Below are 20,676 nucleotides of genomic sequence, written 5' to 3' on the forward strand. Positions count from 1 at the left end.
CGCTTATGGATTATATAGTAGGATTTTTTATGTAATCCGCCCATAGCTCATCAATAGTTTTACCTGTCTCTACTTTCCAAAAAGCATCACTATAGCTATTGCTACGCATTGCCGAATCCAATTTTTTGACAAAATCCTTCTTTACATGTGTGTTAATCCAGTAAAGGAATCGTGCAGTGACGCGATAAGAATCGGTGTATTTCTGCTTTTCGTTATATTCTGGCAGCTTCCAATTTGCTCCCGCATTGTCTATTCCGTCATCAAATCGCACAAAATCGGCTATCCCCTCCGTAATCCACCACGGACCGGCCCCATCGGGGTATGCTTGTACAATATGCATGACCTCATGGGTAACCACATCAATATCCCCTGGATTTTTAGCAAACCAGGCTGGACTATAACGAACAATCCCACCCGCTGTAGCTGCTACACCTTTGTAGTCCGGATCAATTACAAAAGATACCTTTTTTATAGTCTTTTTATTATATTTCTTCGCCAGTTTGGGGTAGTTTTCAAAATAAGCCGAAATGAGTCGATCTTTTAATGATGGACTAAAATCTTTGTCCTTATTAATCCAAATCAATGTAAAGCCACCTTTGCTGATACTGTCCACATCCACCGCAACCTTACGGTCATTTTCAGTATGCTTCCAGTTGTCCTGTGCGAAAATCCCACTTGAGTACAACAATCCAAATAGGATAGCAGCGCCTTTTAATTTTTTAAAATTCATAATAGCACAGTGATTATTTCTTTTTATTGGTTTTCACCTTATTATTTATTTGCAAGTCTGTTGTCATTGAATATGGCGCAGCATTTTTGGACGATCCCCTCGTATAGTTAGGTTTTGCCTCCATATCAAAATGTAGTGTCCCACCTTCATGCAAAGCTTTGTGACTTAACCAGTTTTTCCCATAATCCTTACCGTTCATTTGCAATGCATTTACATATACATTTTCACTAGAGTTTTTAGGAGCATTAATGGTCAATTTCTTACCATTTTCAAACGTTAACGTCGCCTTTTTAAATAATGGCGCTCCGAGCACATATTCATCTGTCGCTGGACAAACAGGATAAAATCCTAAAGCTGAAAAAACATACCACGCCGAGGTTTGACCATTATCTTCGTCACCACAATAGCCATCAGGTGTAGGCTTATACATGCGGTCCATCACTTGACGCAACCAATATTGCGTTTTCCAAGGTTGACCAGCATAATTGTAGAGATACGGCATATGTTGAATTGGCTGATTACCATGCGCGTACTGTCCCATATTGGCAACTTGCATTTCGCGAATTTCATGGATAATACCACCATAATAACTATCATCGAAATCTGGAGACTGAACAAATACCGAATCCAACATGCTCACAAAAGTTTTTTCTCCGCCCATTAAGTCAATCAATCCCTGAACATCGTGGAACACACTCCACGAATAATGCCAGCTGTTTCCTTCTGTGAACGCATCCCCCCATTTCAATGGATTAAAAGGAGATTGGAATTTGCCATCTTTATTTTTCCCGCGCATAAGATTGGTTGACGGATCGAACAGGTTCCTGTAGTTCTGTGCACGCTTCGCATAGAGATCTATTTCAGCCTTCGGACGGTTCAACGCTTTTGCTAATTGATAAATTGTAAAATCGTCGTAAGCATATTCCAAGGTACGCGCCGCATTTTCATTGATTTTAACGTCATAAGGCACATAGCCCAAGCTATTATAGTAATCAACACCCTTTCTACCTACAGCACTCATTGGTCCCTCGTTATTGGCTCCATGCTGCAACGCTTCATACAGCGTATTGATGTCATAACCACGTAATCCCTTCATGTAAGCATCTGACACTACCGAAGCAGAGTTATTTCCTACCATGATATCCGCATATCCAGGACTACTCCATTCAGGTAAGAAACCGCCCTCCAAGTAAGCATTTAAGAGACCTTCCTGCATTTCCTTATTGATAGAAGGATACATCAAGTTTAAGAATGGATATAACGCTCTGAACGTATCCCAAAAACCTGTTCCTCCAAATAGATAGCCAGGAAGTGTTTTTCCGTTATACGGACTGTAATGTACAGCTTTACCCTGCGCATCAATTTCATACAATTTATTCGGGAAAAATAAAGTCCGATACATGGTCGAATAAAATGTACGCAGTTGATCAATATCGTCGCCTTCTACTTTAATCTTCCCTAACGTGGAGTTCCAGATCTGACGTCCGTCTTCTTTTATTTGATCGAAAGATTTGTTACCTAGCTCATTTAAGTTTAAAAAGGCTTGTTCGGCACTGATAAAGGAGGATGCCACTTTCACCTGAACGGGTTTCGTTTTATCTTTTACCTTAAATCCGACGATTGCACCAGTGTGGTCGCCTTTGATCTGAAGCTGCCCATCCTTTTTCTCTTTGCCTTCCCAAGTAGCAACACTTGCAAAAGGTTGATCAAAAACCAAAACAAAATAATTCTTAAAATTTGCAGGCAGTGGGCCGCGTGCATATTTCGAAGAATAGCCTATAATCATATTTTTTTCAGGAATAATCTGAACTTCAGATCCCTTTTCATACGCGTCCAACACGATATAAGCGTCGTCTGTCTTATTAAACGAAATCCTAAACATAGCTGCTCGTTCAGTTGGTGTCATTTCCGCAGTGACATCGTGATCTGCGAGATAGACCGAATAATAATAAGGTTTTACGATCTCAGCTTTATGTGAAAACCAGCTCGCACGCTCATCTTGATCAAAGACAGGCTTTCCAGTAACCGGCATAATAGAAAAGACGCCATAATCATTCATCCAAGGCGATGGTTGGTGCGTTTGTTTCAAACCACGGATCTTATCAGCGGTATATTGATACTGCCATCCATCACCATTTTTCCCCGTTTGCGGAGTCCACATATTCATTCCCCAAGGCCGCGCTATTGAGGGATAGGTATTTCCATTGGACAACTCAAATTTGGATTCGGTACCCATTAATGGATTAACAAGATCGACAGCATCCATTTGCTGTCCTCTAAATTTCTGAGCCAAAACCGGTTTTGCGCAAAACAAACCAAAAGACAATAAAGACCCTAGAAAAACACTTAAAGATTTCTTCATTATTTAGGATATATAAAAATTTCTACTAAAACGTATTAGTAAAGATATAAAAAAGAATATTAAATCAAAATAACGACCTGAAATTCAATAGGCGCGTCTTATGATTTTTACAATTCTACTGTTACATACCCATTCACCATCGCATTCTATCGTTTGATCAATTTGGTTGCAATAAGATATTCTTTCGGCTTGGATATCCCCTGATCTATTTCCTTCAACAAAACTTTCACACAAGTTTTAGCCAAAGGTTCTAATGGCTGTTGTATACAGGAAATTTTAGGGTTTAAAATATCAAACAGCTCATGATCATCAAAAGAAAGCATCGGAAACGTATAGTGATTTTCATCCGCTGGCCGCAGTGCTTTCAACCCGAGGATACAGAGATAATTTGTTGTAAAAAAGAGACCATCTAACCCAGTCTGCTTCGCTGCCCAATTTCTCAACATACGCCCTCCCTTTTGCTTCAGCTCTTGATAGGGTAATTGCAGGATGCGAGGCTCCATACCGTTGGCATCACAAAAATCCAAATAGGCACCCTTCCGCGCCAGCATTTGTGGCTGATCGGAATCGATGGTTACTAATCCAAAATCTTTGCAACCGATAGATTTCAAATGATCGCAGGCTTTTTTTGCACTAACGTCATTATCAATGTGTACATAATGGGTCTCCACATCTGGAGAATTTCTATCAAAAACTACTAGTGGAACCCTATGTTCCAATATTTTTCGCTGATATGCTTCCAGATCTACTGTTGGGGCTAAAATTATCCCCTCCACCTTCTTTTCCAACATTGAATCGATGATATCCCGCGCATTTTGTGAATTTCCAAGAGTACTACTGTAGAGGACGTGATAACCCTTTTTTCGGAATAATTCCTCCACATACAAGGCAAATGGCCCAAAAAAAGAATCCCCAATATTTTCCACAATAAGACCAATGGTATTTGATCGCCCTGTTGCTAAACTCTTTGCAAGCGCATTAGGCTTATAACCAACTTTTTCAACATATGCAAGTACGCGGCTTTCCAATCCCTTGCTAATGCGAGCTCGCTCGGCTTTGTGATTAATGACTAATGAAACAGTGGATTTAGAAACATTGAGCTCCTGTGCAATTTCTTTAATTGATTTGGCCATAAAAGCATTTTCATAAAATTAAGGTGAAATTAGAAAATAAATATGAACATATCGGAAATTACAATTGATAGCAGACAATAAATTAACATTCCGCTCATTATTATACAAAAGAATTAGACTGACAATGAATAACAAACAAAGGCTCCTTTACCCCAAAAGATATTTCTGACTACATGTAGATTGGCAAAACATCACCCCAACTGCGGGTCAGTCTTCGAATGGCTTCCAGTCTCGACGCGACCGGCAAACTCACGTACAAATTTGGTATCCGCCGCATGTACAGTCACATCATACCAACCATGGATTTTGTGGGATTCCACAATCCATTTGATAGACATTCCTTCGGCAAGTACACTAGATTTCTTCCAGGTGCTGTAAGCGTTATCTTCTACATGTACTTGAAATGATTTTTTCCCTTTGTTATGGACCTCCAGCAGAAGATTGCCTGTCAACTGGCCCTTCTTTCCGATTTCATAAGTTGCTTGAACAGTTAATGGCTCCTCTTGTCCTTTAAATGTCCGCATAAACCCATTTGGGCCATATACCGTCAGATCGTACTGCCCATCTTTAAAGTCGGCCAAATTCCACCCAAAGCTCAGCTCCTGACCAGCAACAACTGCAAAAGGCCAAAATTTCACACCTTCCTTATAGCTCGGTCCACTATAGACATTAAAAGGACTGTTTAGCGATTTACTACCAAATAACTTATTGCCAACTTCTAGTGTCAGATGAATCTGATTGTGTTCCTTAGCAAAAGAGTCTTTGACATAAAGTTCGTAAGCCAACGCGCTGGAGTTTTTCTGACCTTTCTCCTGTCTTGCCAGTAAAGTTGAATGACCTTTAGACCGTAATCCTGCGGCATCCTCTTTCGACCAAACATGAAAATTATTAGGTAGCGGTTTCGATTTCGCCTGATCAATCGCATAGATCTGCTGATTCCGATCAAGAAAAGGCAAATCAACAGCATTCGCTCCCTCAGCTTTCCGAAATATCGATGTCAAATCACCTGTAATGGCCCGGCGCCACGAACTGATATTCTCCTCTTTCACATGCTTGCCCAACTTTTTCTCAAAGAAATGCTCCATAAACTGAATCGTCGATGTGATATCGCAAATCTCCGAATTGACCCAACCGCCTTTTGACCAAGGGGACGCCACAATCAAAGGTACGCGATAACCGAGCCCCACTGGGCCTTCCGTTGCATTATCTTTTTCTTCACCATCGGCAAGCTCCTTTGCTAAACTCACATATTCATCACTATAATCTAATTCCGCCGAAGTTTTTCCGGAACTACTATCTGCTGGATTAGGCGCTACAAAAGGAGGAATATGGTCAAAATAACCATCATTCTCATCATAGTTCAGAATAAAAATGGTTTTCTTCCAGACTTCTGGATTCTCTGTCAGAATATTCAAAAGCTCCGATACATACCAAGCACCGTACATAGGGGCGCTCGGATGATCTGAGAAGCTTTGTGGTGCTACAAGCCAAGACACTGCGGGTAACTTTCCAGATTTCACATCATGTCTAAATTGATGTAAAACATCTCCTTTAGGAACTCTAATCTTTTCACCTTCATGTGTCACTACGCTTGTCTCGCGATAGAAAGAATCACCCTCATTCGTCTGGAAAGCCCTTTCATGCAAGGCACGCTGCTCTTTAGGAAGCTGCTGAAAAGCATGATCCGTAAGACGTGCCAAATGTTTTTGGTAGCTATTCAGCTGCTCCTGCTTCTGCTTAAGCTTATTCTTTGTTTTCTGGACACTCTCAGAGCTATTATTCGCTAATGCCTTTTCTAGTTCTTGAATCTCCGCTGGTAATTCTGCCACACGTTTACGCATAAAATCAAGATGGCTTTTCTTGAATTCAATATGATATTGCGCAAACCACTCCAAATTATTGTCCGTGAAATTTCCCAACAGATCCTCACCGTCTAAGCCACTTTCTATGCTCACTTCATTCTGGTAGACTTTCCAGGAGATCCCCGCTTCCTCCAAACGCTCAGGAAAAGTCTTCCAGTGCGCCCAACGGTTAAAATAGATATCTGAATTCCGCACCAATGGCTTCGCCCCTTTATGTGGCACACAGGTCCCAGTCCAGAAGAAATGCCTATTGGTTGTTGTACCTGTGATAGAGGAACAGAAGTGCTGGTCACAGATGGTAAAGGCATCAGCTAATGCATAATAAAAAGGAATATCCTCACGCGTATAATAACCCATCGTCAAAGGAATCTCTTTCAGGACCTTTCCTCCTGGACGCTTCGCTTCGATCCAGTTATCATGTTTTCCCTGATTACGGGCTGCCATCTGATTTTCCCAGGAATGTGGTAGATTTCCGGTCCAGGCAGCATTTGAATTTTTGATATCCAGTCGAAACGGCGAATAGGTCTTACCCGCAGCCGACGACTGCAGCCATACGGGATTGCCATCAGGCAGTTTAATCGCCCGTGGATCATTAAATCCACGAACCCCACGAAGTGTCCCAAAACTATGGTCAAAAGAACGATTCTCTTGCATTAATAAGACAATATGTTCGGCATCTAAAAAGGTACTTCCTGTTACAGGTTCAATTGCCAGGGCACGCTGTATCGCATCTGGCATGACACTTTGCAAACCAAAAGCTCCGGCTAAAAAGGATGCCTTCTTTATAAAATCTCTTCTGCTATCCATAAATAAATTTGTAGTCTCTTTACTGAATTCAATGGTCTTCAGCGAATATATTCATTCGCCACCTTTTTTTATGTAACGTTTTTAACAAACAATCCCCGCAAACGGTTGATCTCATCTACGGGGATTGTTTTTACAAATGGTCTATTTCAAAAGCCACATCAATTGGTTGATCTCATCCTTACCCCCATATTGGCGGGCGAGTGCTTCATCCAGATTTTGTCCGTTATAGTTGTACTCACTGGCTGGATAGCGCCAACGAACTGGTATTTTGGTTGGATCATCCGCATTTAAACTAGATGCTGGATTGATTTTCCATTTTGGGTAACCTGTACGACGATAATCGTAATAGGGATTTATTCGTCCTTGCAAGAAACTAGCTAAATACTTTTGCGTCATAATTGCCTCAATCTGCCCTTCTTTAGTAGCAGGGAATTGATTACCATAGGAAGCAGTAGCACTGGCGATATAGGACCCATCCAAAGGCATATTGTGTGTGTATTGGCTCGTATTTGGGGTGTTTTCAGCAATGAATTTCATTGCTGACTCAATACCTTTTTTATACCAATTGACTGAAGACTCTGTAACCCATCCTCTTGCAGCTGCTTCAGCAATTACAAAACATAGATGCGCATAGCTGTACTGTTGTGTCGGTTCGCCACTTACTAGCTCGGTATAGCGATCATTCAATTTAGAATAGTCGTTTTTCTTCTTCAAGTCCGCAATATCGCCAAATGCCAATGATGGATCAATACCAACATATGCATCGAAATCACTCACTTGCTTGCCATTGGCAATTTGCAAAGCCGATGGATTTGCATAGAAAAATAGCCTTCTATCTTGATACTGCTTCAAACGATCGATAATCTCCGTAGACACAACGGGATAAATAACGAAACTATTACTGATTTTATAAAAAGGATAGGTTTGACCACTTTTATCCGAGCGTACTAACTGAAAATTATCGGCATTCGCTGTGAATATAGGCTTGTTCGTTAGAATCGATTGAAACCGTCCCTTTAAATTCAAGTCTGCATCAGCTTCCTTTTTGCTCAATTGGATCAGTACATTTAACGCAAAACTGTTGACGAGCTTTCTCCATTTTGTTATATCTCCACCATACATCGGATCGCCTGCAAATTTTGCTCCGCTTGCAAAAAGCTGATCTGCTTTTTCTAATTCATCAAGAATACCCAAAAAGACTTCCTTTTGGCTGTCGTATTTTGGAAAATATGTTTTGTCAGACTCCCCTTTTAATGCTTCTTTATAAGGTATATCTCCAACACTCATGGTAGCCTCATAAAATTTTACAGCCCTAGCGAAATACATTAATCCATTGTAGGAATTTGCTAACACATCTGTCGAAGCATACTGTCCCATAAAGTGAGCATCATTGATTGCATTCATCGATATACTCCCTTCACCGAATCCGTTATATTGATACCCTTCAACTAATTCCGTCCATGCAATCTCCTTTGTTAATAAATAGGGCTGCATAAATGATTTCTGAGTAGGCTGGTTCGCTAAATTTAATATGATACGAGTCGCTAACATCGAAGAATTCACTTGAACAGGAGTTTCCGGATTCGTGTTTATCTCATCAAATTTTGAACAACTTGCCAATGAGATTAAACTCCCCATGGCAATATATATACACATTTTTTTCATTTTCATCTTAATTTCACTGGTTTTTAGAAAGTTACATTTAAATTAAAACCTATGTAACGCATCGATGGTGAGTTCAAATCTTCTGAACCTACATCTGGATCAGAAAAACGGTATTCTTTTGTCCAAAGAAGCAAATTCTGCCCAGTAACACCGACACTGGCACGTTTCGCTTTGAATTTAGAGGCTAATTTCTCAGGGACGCGGTAATTAAGCGATAGCTCGCGAAGTTTAATAAATGTCTCATCCCAATAATTACGTCTTCCAGAATACGCAGATTTCCAATAGGTCTCATAAGAAACTACTTTATCATTGTCTGCAAAAACACGCGTGTCTTCTGCAATTTGTCCGTATTTATCATACGTAACACCTCCTGAAACGATCTTCACACCAGGTGCAACAAACGTTTTATTACCATTAACGACCTCTTCGTAACGATATGGATTGTCTGAATCAGGATGCGCACCAGTCTGCCATAAACGAGCGTTCATACCTGAATAAGACATTCCTTTTATTCGACCGTCAACACTCAAAGAAAGCGAGAAGTCTTTATAACGAAATTGATTTGTCAAACCACCGAACCATTTCGGTGCAGTATAACCGTACAACTGAGCAGCATATTTTGCAGATATCGGCATACCGGAGGCATTGTTAACGATTTGCCCATCAGGAGAGAGCTCCCAATCCTTTACGGTAATATAGTCTGTTCTAGCTCCTTTTTTAACATATAATGCGTCGGCAGAATATACAGGATCAAGCTTGTGATAGAATTCCAGATTTTGAGACATATTTAAAATAATATCCCATTGAAAGTTTTCTTTTTTGATTGCAGCAGTACCCAAAGTGATTTCATGACCTTTCGTCATTTTCTCTTCTTGTGTATTGATTAACCGCGACGTAAAGCCTGATGAGCCCGAAATGGTCGCATAAGTCGTTACATTATGTAACAGACGATAATAACGGGTATAATTACCATAGAATCGATTTTTCCATAAACCAAAATCAAAACCAAACTCCGTCAAATCGCGCTGCGTAGGTGATATGGAATAGTCCTTAATTGAATTCGGATAGGAAGCCGTTGGCAATCCATCCCAAACATTGTTGCTAATTGAAAAAGCCTGATTTATTTCATATGGAACTGGGACCGTCTTAGTGACCGCCCAAGACCCACGGACCTTGAACATATCCAACCAAGTAGGTTTATTCGCTATTAAATCACTTACGACAACACTACTTGAAACAGAAGGATAAAAATAAGAACGTTGTTCTTTGGATAAAGCCGAAGACCAATCGTTACGACCGGTCGCTTCTACAAAAACAGCATTACGCCAGGAGATAGAAAGTCGTCCATAGGTACTGTTGACCATTTCCTTTGTTTTACTTTCAATAGTCGACACTGGGTCAATTGAGTTTCGAAGCGAGTAAAATCCTGGTATCGACAAGCCATTGACTGTCGCTGCTGTAACAGCATTGTCACGTCGATAAAAAATTGCGCCACCCAATAATCCGTCGAAGCCAAAATCACCGACTTTCTTTTTCGCTGTAAAGATTACGTCATTTGTAGTACTAAAGCCATCCTGATTTTGCATCCAATACTTTCCTTTACTGTCAAAGCCTGAATATCCACCCCTCGTACCATAAATGCCCATTGGATTGCGTTGCTCTCGTCTTTGTCCATAATAATCGTATCCTGTACGCACCATAAGTTTCCCCCAATCAGAAACCTTATAATTTAAGGTCAAGGCAGCGTTCATTTTATTGACCAGCTCAGGGGTAACTTTCTCATAGGCTGTTAAATAGGGATTATCATACCAAGCTTTATACATCCAATTTTGAGATTGATCTTTAATCAACCAATAATCTTTGTAATCCTGTAAATTATACTCAGGCCCGGTCCACACGAGAATATTATAAATGTATCCCTGATCATTATATCCTGCGCCAAAATTACTTGTTGCTGAACGACGGTTATAGGCAAGGCGCGTTTCTATATCAACTTTTTCGCTAATCTTAGTCTGCCCAGCAACAGACATATTTGTCATATTCAGCTTTTGGTTTGGATATTGCCCTTTGTTATAAATATGATTTATCGATGTTCTAATACTTCCGTGTTCACCCTGATTGGTAAAACTCACGGAATTGTTGGATATAAATCCCGGTTCAAGGAAATTCTTAAAGTTGTCCTTGCCACGGGAAAGCAACTCCATCTCTTCCAGTTGTTTTGTCTGTGGATTCCATTGCTTGGCTGAACGCCCAATATCCAGTTTATCTCCCCACACATAATCATCATTATTAAACTTTCCCCCTTCACCTGAAGAGTACCCATGTTGTACTTCCGGCAAGGCTAGATAACCCGAAAAAAACATGTTATTGCTATTGACGGATATCTCCGTTCCTTTTTCCGCAAGTCCCTTTTTTGTCGTGATCATAATGGCGCCACCAGCCCCCATGCTACCGTACAAGGCCGTTGCGGTTGCACCTTTCAGCACGTTCATATCTTCGATATTATCTACCGGCACATCACGTAGGGTAAGGTTTTCATAGGCGACACCATCGATCACCAAAATAGGTATTAATCCCCTTACTTGGATTTGGGGTGTACTGTTAAACTCCGTACTGTTCAAAACACGGACACCGGAGATACGTCCGGTCAATGTGGTTCCTACATCAACCCCCTTTACACGCGTCAGATCATCACCTTTAATGCTTTGCGTTGCATATCCCAGTGCTTTTTGTTCTCTCTTTATACCCAGTGCCGTTACAACAACTTCACCAAGCTCTTCGGAAGATTTGCCTAACTTAATAACATCAGCATTTGAAGCGGATACTTCACTTGTTTGATAACCAATATAGGAGACCAATAAAATAGCATCGTCTGCAACATTTACAAATCGAAAAGTGCCTTGCTGATCGGTCGTTGTTACTTGTGTACTGCCTTTGACACGTACCGTAACTCCGGCAATAGGCTGCCCCGTTTCTTGGTCGACAACCTTACCTCGGATCTCTTTGGCAAAGTTAGAAACGGGCTTGTCGTTTTTAACCTTAGTCTCGTTTCCTGTTTTTCTCGAGATCACATAAAGCTTCTCATCAATTTTTTTGACTTCAAGATTTCCGTCTGAAATTGTCTGGATAAATTGAACGATTTGCTCCTTTTTCAATTTATCAAGGTCAGCGGCTTCATTGATCTTTTGGTTCGAGATCGAAGCATCATAACCAAATTTGACGTTGAATTTCTGTTCCATTCGCGTGAGGATTTTCCCGATTCCTTCACTGGTAGAAAATTGTGAGGCCATGGTATGAAGTGCGAGCGACTGAAAGAGCAGCGCACTTCCCATAAGTTTTAAATAGTAATTGGTTCTTTTCATAAATTACTTTTTATGGATAATTGTTTGATTAAATGCAGTATTGAGCATCTTAAGAGACTTTTCCAAATCGCTAGCCGGTAGATAACCGGTATAACTTTCAGTCCGGAAAGAATCGATTAACTCGAGATGACTATCGGGATAAAGATTATTTAGATCGGCTACAATCTGCGCGAGTGGAACTTGATTAAATGACAAGAGATCACTTTTCCAGTTCGATGCGGTGCTTGTATCCGCTTTGGCTACATCAAATTGTCTTTGTCGCACATCATAGGCGACTTTCTCACCGGGACTAACAACAGAATATTGACCATCGCGCGAAACGCGTACTTTACCATGATTCAACACGAGACTGCTCCTTCCTTCAGAACAATTTAAATTAAATGCGGTGCCTAATACGCGAACATCAAAGTCGCCGGAACTGGCGATTACAAAAGGTTGTTTAGCATTCTTAGCTACCTCAAAAAAAGCTTCCCCCGAAAGCTTGATCCGACGTAAACTGTCTGTATCAAAATCTGACAACAATTTAATATGTGCACCTTGCCGAAGAGAAACATGTGTACCATCGGGCAATACAAGTTGCTTAACAAATTTTGTCGGATTGGAATAATGAACAATTTCAGAAACTTTATTAATCTCCTGTTGGCCCTTAAATTCAAATTGGAAGAGGCCGGCAAGACCGATCAACAGTAAACAGGCAGCGGCGGAAATGACAGACCAGCGTCTTTTCCAAATAGGTATTAAGCGCGGAGTCAATGACGTACCTGTAATCGTAAAGAAGATATCCTCTGAAGCCGTTTTATTTAGCTCACAATCGCGATTATCGAGCGAAACGACTTCCTCGACATCTGGAAGTTCATCCCGATCACAAGAAGTCAATAAATCAAGAAATATAGCGTTTTCCTCGGGACTAAGTTCTCCCTTAAGGAATTTTTTGTATAAAGCAGCAATTTTGGAATTCATCATCTATGCCCATCTTTAAATACATATACGTATCTAGATGACCGAAAGACGATGCAGCTCTAAAAAATTTTTAAAAAAATCAATAGGGCTATTGAAATCTCAAAATGATCGAGAATATATTGCCGAACAAACTTGTTGCCTTTAACCAATTGATCGCGGACGGTATTAACGGAAATCCCAAGCCTATCCGCAATTTCCTGATTATCCAAAAACTCCTCTTTACTCAACAAAAAGATTTCGAGTCGCGATTTTGGGAGTTTTGAAATGGCCTCACGATAAACTCGTTCCAAATCTTTAAACCGAATAGCTTCCTCATTCGAATTGTCTACCAATTTGGTCTGATCGATATCTGCAGCCTGAAATTGGAATCTGATCTTTTGTTTCCGTAACTCGTCAAACACAAGGTTCCGCGCAATCGTATAGAGATAAGACTGCGGATTTTTATTTTCATCTAATTCCGTCCATTTTTTCCAAATTCGGGAGAATGCTTCCTGGACTAAATCTGCGGCAGCTGATTCTTCTTTCAGGTGTAAATAAGCATATTTATACACTTTATCCTTATAAAGTAAAAAGAACGCTTTAAAATCCAGGGCATTATTATTTTCAATAAGCATTCTTCATCACTTATAATTGATCCTACAAGTTTAGTGAGAATTTTTTAAAATATACCCATGAAACACACATCAGATATGAACCATAAATCACAGTTTCACAACTATTAACACGTTAATTATAATGAATTCACATTAAATTAACACGATGGGTCATTGGAGCTTCATTAACAATATTACGATCGCTGAATCATGTCGCGTTATACATCCTGGAATAAGCTGGAAATAAAAAATCTCCTTGCAATAAGCAAGGAGACTTTTGTCCTGTAATTTTATAGCAGACTACGCAAGCTATTTTAGCAACGGAAATGGCCCTAAGAAGTAAGTCCCGCGTTTATAGAAACGGAGGAAGAAATCAAGTACTTCATTGTCCACAGGGAAAAAGAACTGCTTATCCACTTCAGCCTTGAATAAATTAATATAATACTTAGGCAACTCGCTTGGAAAGAAATCTTCAACCAGAAGATTCAAAAAATACCGAGCGAAAGGCACTTCATTTTGATTGTCTTTCTCCACAAAATTGTTATTATCCAATGGAAAAAATTCTTCTATGCCGCCGAATACTTCCAAACCAGTTTTAGGATTAAAGAAAACAGTGACTTTAGCATCCTCCGTAAGATCTAGATTTGATTCAGGAAGCGGGGACTCTTCTTTGCTTGGATATTTCTGCTGATATTTCTTAAAAAAATCAGTCGCAAATTCCTTTACTTCCTTTCCTTCCATAAACACAACTGCTGCCTTATGCTCTGATTGGAATAATTTACCCATATCTTTCAGCTGCTTTTCAGTTTTCTTCAAACTCTTATCCTTACCGTTCATTGCCTCGATACGATAAGTCATTTCATACTGCTCTGGTAAATCAAAATTTACTTCTGCAGGGTTTACTACTGTCATGATTCCTGACAAGTTCCACGCGTCTTTCCATGGCACAATTTCCATATAGAAAGATAAGGTTTCTGTCGGTTCAACAAATTGCTGTATGGAGTCCTTAAAGATTTTAAACGGAGTTTTTGTACCGATATGCTTTACATGCACATACAGCTCGTCTGTCTTTACATATTCGAAAAAGCTATTGATGCGGTTACCTAGCGTTTTGACAATACGGTATAGCGCATGTTCCTTTCCTACCACCTCAGCGACAAATTCAGAAGCTTTCAATGCAAACAAATGCAGTCTATAATTATTGAAGTGGTTGTCTCGCACACGATAGATCATTTGTTGTAATTGATTTTGATCGTGTTGATATCGTCCAATTTCAGCAACCTGCATCAAATGATTCAGATTGGTATTATATTCGCCCGCCGTCAGATAATTTGTAGCAACGAGTTTTTCTATAAAATTGCGGACTTCAAAATAACTCGCACCTTCATCCAAAACATATTCTAACTTTAACTTCTCATTTTCAGGCGCAACCTCATAATGCTCTTCCAGAATTGAATAGGCTAAATCTGTAATCAACTGAATCAAACGTCCACGGGGATCGATAAAGAGATGTGGATTACGTTCGCTGAAAAACAACCAAGTCAATACAGCAATATCTTCGCTATTAATATCTTCGGTGTAATAATCTGTCAAGGCATCATCCGTATAGAAAGGTAGAAGTTGATTGTACAGTTCCTTATGGATTGTTCTAAAGGCAGAAAATATTCCTGTTTTTGCGATAACATCTTCTACGTAACAGGTCAAATAGATACTCAATGTTTTCAAAGCATCTGTATGGATAAGATCATTCGTTTCTTGCTCTTCAAACCAAAGCGTAGATAAACTATCGTTGATTTCATTTGCAACACGTAAGTAATAACTATCTATTTCGTTTGTTTTTTGATAAGTATGGTGTGCAATCCAATCTTGAATAAAAATTCTATTTCCTCTCATATGAAAAATGCTAAAACCAAAAGTAGCCAAATTTTCGAAATATCCATACGGGCAGATATAAACATCAATTAAAATTGTCGACTGCAGCAAAATCCACGGCTCGCAACACAATACACTTTATCATCCGGGGGGGAGGGTAATTTGCGACCATAGTATCCTGAGACACCTACAAATAACGTAATTGAAGAACCTATTTAAGTTAGACGAATAGCATTGCCGCAAATAAAAAAGAGAGATACCCAATTGGGTATCTCTCTTTTTTATTAAAAGGGTTCCGTAAGCTACCCTGTAGCAGTCACATTCTTACTACTACCAAAATGATCTTGCAACGTTGGATTTAAGATAGAGCATGTTTTCAATAAATCACGTACCGGATATTTGGCCACAACATCTTCCAGAGCCGCCAAATGACGTTCGTGATGTACATCTGTTCCTACAAAATCGTACATCCCAGATTTAATCATAGTCAAGGCTGTAGATTTCACTTCAACACCATAATAACGACTAATCGAGAGTAAGTTCAACTGCAACATACAACCTGCATCCTTGATTTGCTTATACATGTTGAAATTGTAATGATAGTAATTATAACGCTCTGGATGTGCCAAAATAGGTTGATAACCTAGATTTTGTATATCCAATATGGTTTGAAATAGCGCTTTGGATTCTTGTAAATAGGACATCTCGATCAACACATACCCCCCTGGCATAACACATAACTCATTCGATTGGATGAGATTTGCAATACCGTCATCAATCATATGCTCTGCAGCAGAATGGATTTCTGGCATATTGGGAAGCCCCTTCATACCAGCTAAAAGTTCATCCTTAGCCGCTTCAATCGTACGAATTGAATTTGGATGTACACCATCCATAATATGCGGTGTACAGACATATTTCTCAAAGCCCATCCTTCCAAGTCCTTTCAACAAAGTCAAGGATTGCTCAATAGATTGACTTCCATCGTCTATTCCAGGCAGAATATGGTTGTGCATATCCACTTCCAAGAAGGCCAATTTTCCCACTACCTTTACTTTTGAATCTTGAGTTTTTTTCCCAAACAGTTTTGAAAATATCCCCATACTGTGATGTATAAATCGTTTAGTTTGTCTATTAAAGTAATTTGCTAAATACCAAATGTACCATAAACAAGGCAAACAAACTTAATATTATTTTAACATTATGAAAATATAACCATAATATTACAAAATTAATCAAAACAATAGTGCAATAAATTTGTTTTGGTCGTTTTTTAGTTACTTTTTATTTAATTCTGTAATAATCTGATCCATTAAATAACTGATTGCTCCATCGCCTGTTTGAGGTAGCCGGGTAGACATTTCAACTTCAGCGCGGCTGCCTACGATTCCTTTGGAAGTAATTGCAGTACTGCCATACTGATTGAGTTGTGTCAACATCTCTTCCCATTGTTTTCCTGGTGAAACACCCATTTCCTTTAACATTTCAGGCAGCTTTTTTAAATCCATCGCCGCCGACATCTTATTTTGCTTCATCAGCTTGACGAAATCTTTGTTTGTTGGACCGCTCATCTTATTTTGACGGATGTCATTTAAAGACAGTGAATCATTACTGACCATCACCAAATCCTCCTTTAGAAGAACATACATTGGAACATCCACATTTTTCTTGGTTGAAAATGCATAAATACCATCATGGACTTGGCCAACATGCTTTGAAACAGCCATTTCTAAGCCTTTTTTGATCAAACGTTGATCCTTTGATGTAAACATCCAAATAAATACTGGAAGTGTTTCTTCTTTGGTCTTTTTCACTTCAGTTGCATTGTAATCATCGTCATAAGTATAATCGATGTAGTCTTTCTTGAATTTACGAAGACCGTTAACCACTACAAGATGGTCGCCAGGCATTACTTGAGCAATTGCTTTTTCATCTAGCGCAATTTCGAGCGCCATCATCCCCCATTCTAAAACATCTTGTCGCGGCCCCAGCAAACCGCCATAATACTGCGCCATATAGGCTGGCATCTCTTTCAGATAAGCTTCCGAATTAATATTTACATTAAAGAAACCTAAAGTCTTTTCAGTCAAATATTTACTAAACTTAGAATTTGGCTTTTTAGCATACATTCTTCTGAACATCTCAGCTAGCCCTTTATCCAATCCAACAGAACCTTTTAATTTCAGCACACTTCCATCTTGCGCTAAATCCAATATACCATCTTGATAGCCGGTCTTGAACTTATCCAGCTTAATTCCCATGTAATAATAAGGAAGTGAGGTATACGGAGTAAGGCTACGATAAAGATCCTCTACACGGGGAACATACAAGCGAATAAGTCCCATATTTTTCTGAACTTTCTCCTGATCAGCACTTGATAAGGACTTATAATTCCCTACCAGCAGCCGGGTAGTTTCGTTCAACAACCACTTTTCAAGTAAACCACTGCGGATAGAATCATTTTTTCGATTTTGATCTTCATATGCTGTATAAAGTGAATCATAGTAACTCGGGTCATGCATTTCAACTTCCTCACTCCCGACAATATCCACTACCGGCGGCTGAATTTCTGCAGCAGCTAACTCAACGGTATCCGGTTCTACATTGATAGCAACAGGAGGCGATACCTGCTCAGGAAGCTTTACAGCCTCATCCCAAACGACAGCCGCTGAATCCGTTGCCACCGTTGTAGTATCTGCCCAGGCGTCCTCGTCATCGGCCGGCCGTGCAATATACTCTACCTTCTTAATACCATACCGGTTAGCGATGGAATCAGTATCCCAAAAAGTTGGATTTGCTGTTGCCGAAATAAATCGAGCAATATGATCGTTATACACCAACATGCTCCCCGCTTTGAGACTGACGCTACTATAGCCATTAGAAAATGCCTTTGGTTCACCAGCCGCATGGAGAAGTTGTTCAAATTGCCCCTTATTGTTCAAAGAAAATAAGAATTCCGTAAAACTAATACTATCCGTTTTCCTGGTATAAAAATAAGCAGGCTTAGAAAGATCAACGCCCAAATTTTTGATATCATTGTTCGCAGAAATACCAGCCTTTTCAAAAAAACCCGCTTTTTGAAGCAGCTCATTGAGTTTGTTCGCATTTGCTTTCTGTACAATATCTTTCAGGTTGAAAGCAGCAATGACTTCCACATCTTCGGGGACCTGTTTGATTAGGTCCTGCGCCTTAACGCTTGCCCCGAAAGACAAACAGGCGAATGCAACTAATATAATTTTTGATTTCATTTTATAAATAATTTTTCAGCTGAACCAGACTTATGGTTCATTTGCAATGTATGTACTGAGCAGGTCTCGGTCTTCACGATATTATCAGGTTACTTTGTTAGTGTAATTTTATTTGCCAAGCTCGATTTACCATACACCAAATCCATAAAAGGTAACTTTAGCAATACCCCTTTTTTATTTCCTGCAACCTTTGCCAAACTGTTTCCCTGAGAGATTACAGGCTTTTCAAAACGTATGATCTGTGTATAGAATGCGTCTGCAAACTGGGTTGTATTATCGCTTCCCAACTGATTGAACTTTGCTCTCCACTCATTGGAAGCCACAAATTTGCGTTCAAATACATGAGATTGTGTATGATAATAATATCGGTTCGAATTCGATATCTTCGTTTTAAAACGGTTTGCCAAGATATCCGAAAAAGCATTCAACGATTCAATCTGGCTAAAATCACAGGAAATATTGACAATGTAATTGGTAAAGTCCGTCTTGTACGCTACATTAGAAATACCTTTAGTCTGCTTCAATAACTGAACAGCTGATCGAATTTCCTTCTCCATTTCGGCTTGAGAAGGTATCCGGATTCCCTTTATACTTTTCATCTTCATTAAGGAAGACACCTTTGTCTTACTTTTACTCAAATTTAATGTCGCCGCAATATGCCCAGAACCGTCTGATTTTAAATCAATCTGCTCAACAAAATCAAAACAGCTTGACAATGTCAAAGTCATTAAAAAAGCACAAATTACTCCATAGAATCTTCTCAATTTTCTTTTTGCTTTAAATCCATTCATTAGAACTCGGTACGATTAATAATTTGTCAAATCAATATATGTTTTACATTAGCAGCAATTATTGTGCTATTTTTTCTTATTGACAAAATTATTAAAGTCGCGAAAGCATTTCACTACCTGAATTCAGGGAAAAATGAGAATTTATATAAAGCCTACTCCTTCACGAAAGAGTTAAAGCCGCTATCTTTAGACCATTGGAGTGTATTATAATAGGGATGTATCCACTTATTTAAATCATTAGGGACATAACAGGACAGTCCGGAATACCGTAAAATGGGTTTACCCAGAAACCTGGCGGTATTCGCCTTATAGATAATCAATTTCGAAACTGTAGCCTCGATAGCTGTTGTCTCGGAGGGCGAAATATTTTGATGCACAAAATCGAGAAAATCAAAACCAGCAGATAAAGACTTCTCGTCAAAATCCAGTCGCTGTAAATTGTCGCGATATACTGTTGTCAGTGGCGATTTATTCAGGGCAATATGGAAATTGTTTGCAAGATCCGACCAATAGGCATTATTCACTACAGTTATCGTAGCAGACTGATAGAGCCCTGTTAACTGATTATAAAAATTAAAATATGTTGCCGCAGCAGACGTCAGCCCCCGCTCAAGATTAGGATCAAACAAATGTTTCAAGACCAAATGATAAGGTATACTAGTGGATAACACTTCCGCTGGTGAAGCAATCGTATATTTAGCTTTTTCCCGAAGCTGATACAAGACTTCCACACTCGCCATGGAACAGGCATCGAACATTAAAAAATCAAGCCCAGAAGGAATAACCGTTTGCAGATCCCTGAGTTCAGTTTTGCTTCCCCTGTCTTCGTTAAAAGACATCAATTTGACACCAACATTTGGCAGCCAGTTTGTTGCATGTGACCATAACACAAGCCCTACTGGACGACTGCCTGCATATGCATTCATGGTCAATAGGATTTGTTTCATTACTTCGGGGCTTGCCGAATCTTGATCCCCATATGATTTGATGACCGTACTTCTAATTTCTGGACTTTGATCGGCTACAATTTTGTAGATTTTGGGCGTGGTGCCCGCCAAAGAGGCATATACATAAACATCGGCGTCCAATCCAACCAACCCCTCTTCCATTGCATTGATGCTGTTATAAGCATCTGAAACCAGATTATTATTGGCACCAATATAAACCAACAACACACGGCTATCGCTCGCCATTAACTTGTCTTTTTTGTCATTGCAACTATTTAACAAGGTCATAGATAAAATAGACGATACCATCAATACGCGGAACATAATCAAATTCATTAGTAAAA

At 39.5% G+C, this 20,676-nt stretch carries 13 protein-coding genes; all 13 read right to left on the bottom strand.

Going from position 1 to position 20,676, the window contains the following annotated elements; all coding sequences use genetic code 11:
- Positions 1–10: 10 nt before the first annotated feature.
- On the bottom strand, positions 11–730 hold the full coding sequence (locus tag B2107_RS03675; RefSeq protein WP_293953223.1) for a basic secretory protein-like protein: 720 nt from the start codon (positions 728–730) through the stop codon (positions 11–13).
- Positions 731–743: 13 nt separating this feature from the next.
- Complete coding sequence (locus B2107_RS03680) at positions 744–3,092, bottom strand: GH92 family glycosyl hydrolase (RefSeq protein WP_293953225.1); 2,349 nt, start codon at positions 3,090–3,092, stop codon at positions 744–746.
- A 146-nt stretch (positions 3,093–3,238) separates the two neighbouring features.
- A complete protein-coding gene (locus tag B2107_RS03685) occupies positions 3,239–4,225 on the bottom strand; it encodes a LacI family DNA-binding transcriptional regulator (protein WP_293953227.1) in 987 nt (328 codons plus the stop codon).
- 191 nt (positions 4,226–4,416) lie between these two features.
- Positions 4,417–6,894: a phosphocholine-specific phospholipase C gene (locus B2107_RS03690; RefSeq protein ID WP_293953229.1), complete on the bottom strand. Its 2,478-nt coding sequence runs from the start codon at positions 6,892–6,894 to the stop codon at positions 4,417–4,419.
- Between the two features lie 141 nt (positions 6,895–7,035).
- Complete coding sequence (locus tag B2107_RS03695; protein ID WP_293953231.1) at positions 7,036–8,565, bottom strand: SusD/RagB family nutrient-binding outer membrane lipoprotein; 1,530 nt, start codon at positions 8,563–8,565, stop codon at positions 7,036–7,038.
- A 17-nt stretch (positions 8,566–8,582) separates the two neighbouring features.
- Positions 8,583–11,921, bottom strand: a complete 3,339-nt coding sequence (locus B2107_RS03700; RefSeq protein WP_293953233.1) for a SusC/RagA family TonB-linked outer membrane protein — start codon at positions 11,919–11,921, stop codon at positions 8,583–8,585.
- Between the two features lie 3 nt (positions 11,922–11,924).
- Entirely contained in the window at positions 11,925–12,884 is a 960-nt protein-coding gene (locus B2107_RS03705) for a FecR family protein (protein WP_293953235.1), read from the bottom strand.
- Positions 12,885–12,940: 56 nt separating this feature from the next.
- Positions 12,941–13,495 (bottom strand): RNA polymerase sigma-70 factor, encoded by a 555-nt coding sequence (locus B2107_RS03710; protein WP_293953237.1) that lies wholly within the window; start codon positions 13,493–13,495, stop codon positions 12,941–12,943.
- A gap of 288 nt (positions 13,496–13,783) precedes the next feature.
- Positions 13,784–15,367, bottom strand: coding sequence for a DUF3843 family protein (locus B2107_RS03715; RefSeq protein ID WP_293953239.1), 1,584 nt, complete (start codon positions 15,365–15,367; stop codon positions 13,784–13,786).
- Positions 15,368–15,648: 281 nt separating this feature from the next.
- Positions 15,649–16,449, bottom strand: a complete 801-nt coding sequence (locus tag B2107_RS03720; protein ID WP_293953240.1) for a tyrosine-protein phosphatase — start codon at positions 16,447–16,449, stop codon at positions 15,649–15,651.
- A 174-nt stretch (positions 16,450–16,623) separates the two neighbouring features.
- Complete coding sequence (locus B2107_RS03725; protein WP_293953242.1) at positions 16,624–18,594, bottom strand: DUF4836 family protein; 1,971 nt, start codon at positions 18,592–18,594, stop codon at positions 16,624–16,626.
- An 89-nt stretch (positions 18,595–18,683) separates the two neighbouring features.
- Positions 18,684–19,385 (bottom strand): hypothetical protein, encoded by a 702-nt coding sequence (locus tag B2107_RS03730; protein ID WP_293953244.1) that lies wholly within the window; start codon positions 19,383–19,385, stop codon positions 18,684–18,686.
- Between the two features lie 152 nt (positions 19,386–19,537).
- Positions 19,538–20,668, bottom strand: a complete 1,131-nt coding sequence (locus B2107_RS03735; RefSeq protein ID WP_293953246.1) for a clostripain-related cysteine peptidase — start codon at positions 20,666–20,668, stop codon at positions 19,538–19,540.
- Positions 20,669–20,676: the final 8 nt, after the last annotated feature.

Source organism: Sphingobacterium sp. UBA7855 (assembly GCA_002500745.1).
Lineage (GTDB): Bacteria > Bacteroidota > Bacteroidia > Sphingobacteriales > Sphingobacteriaceae > Sphingobacterium.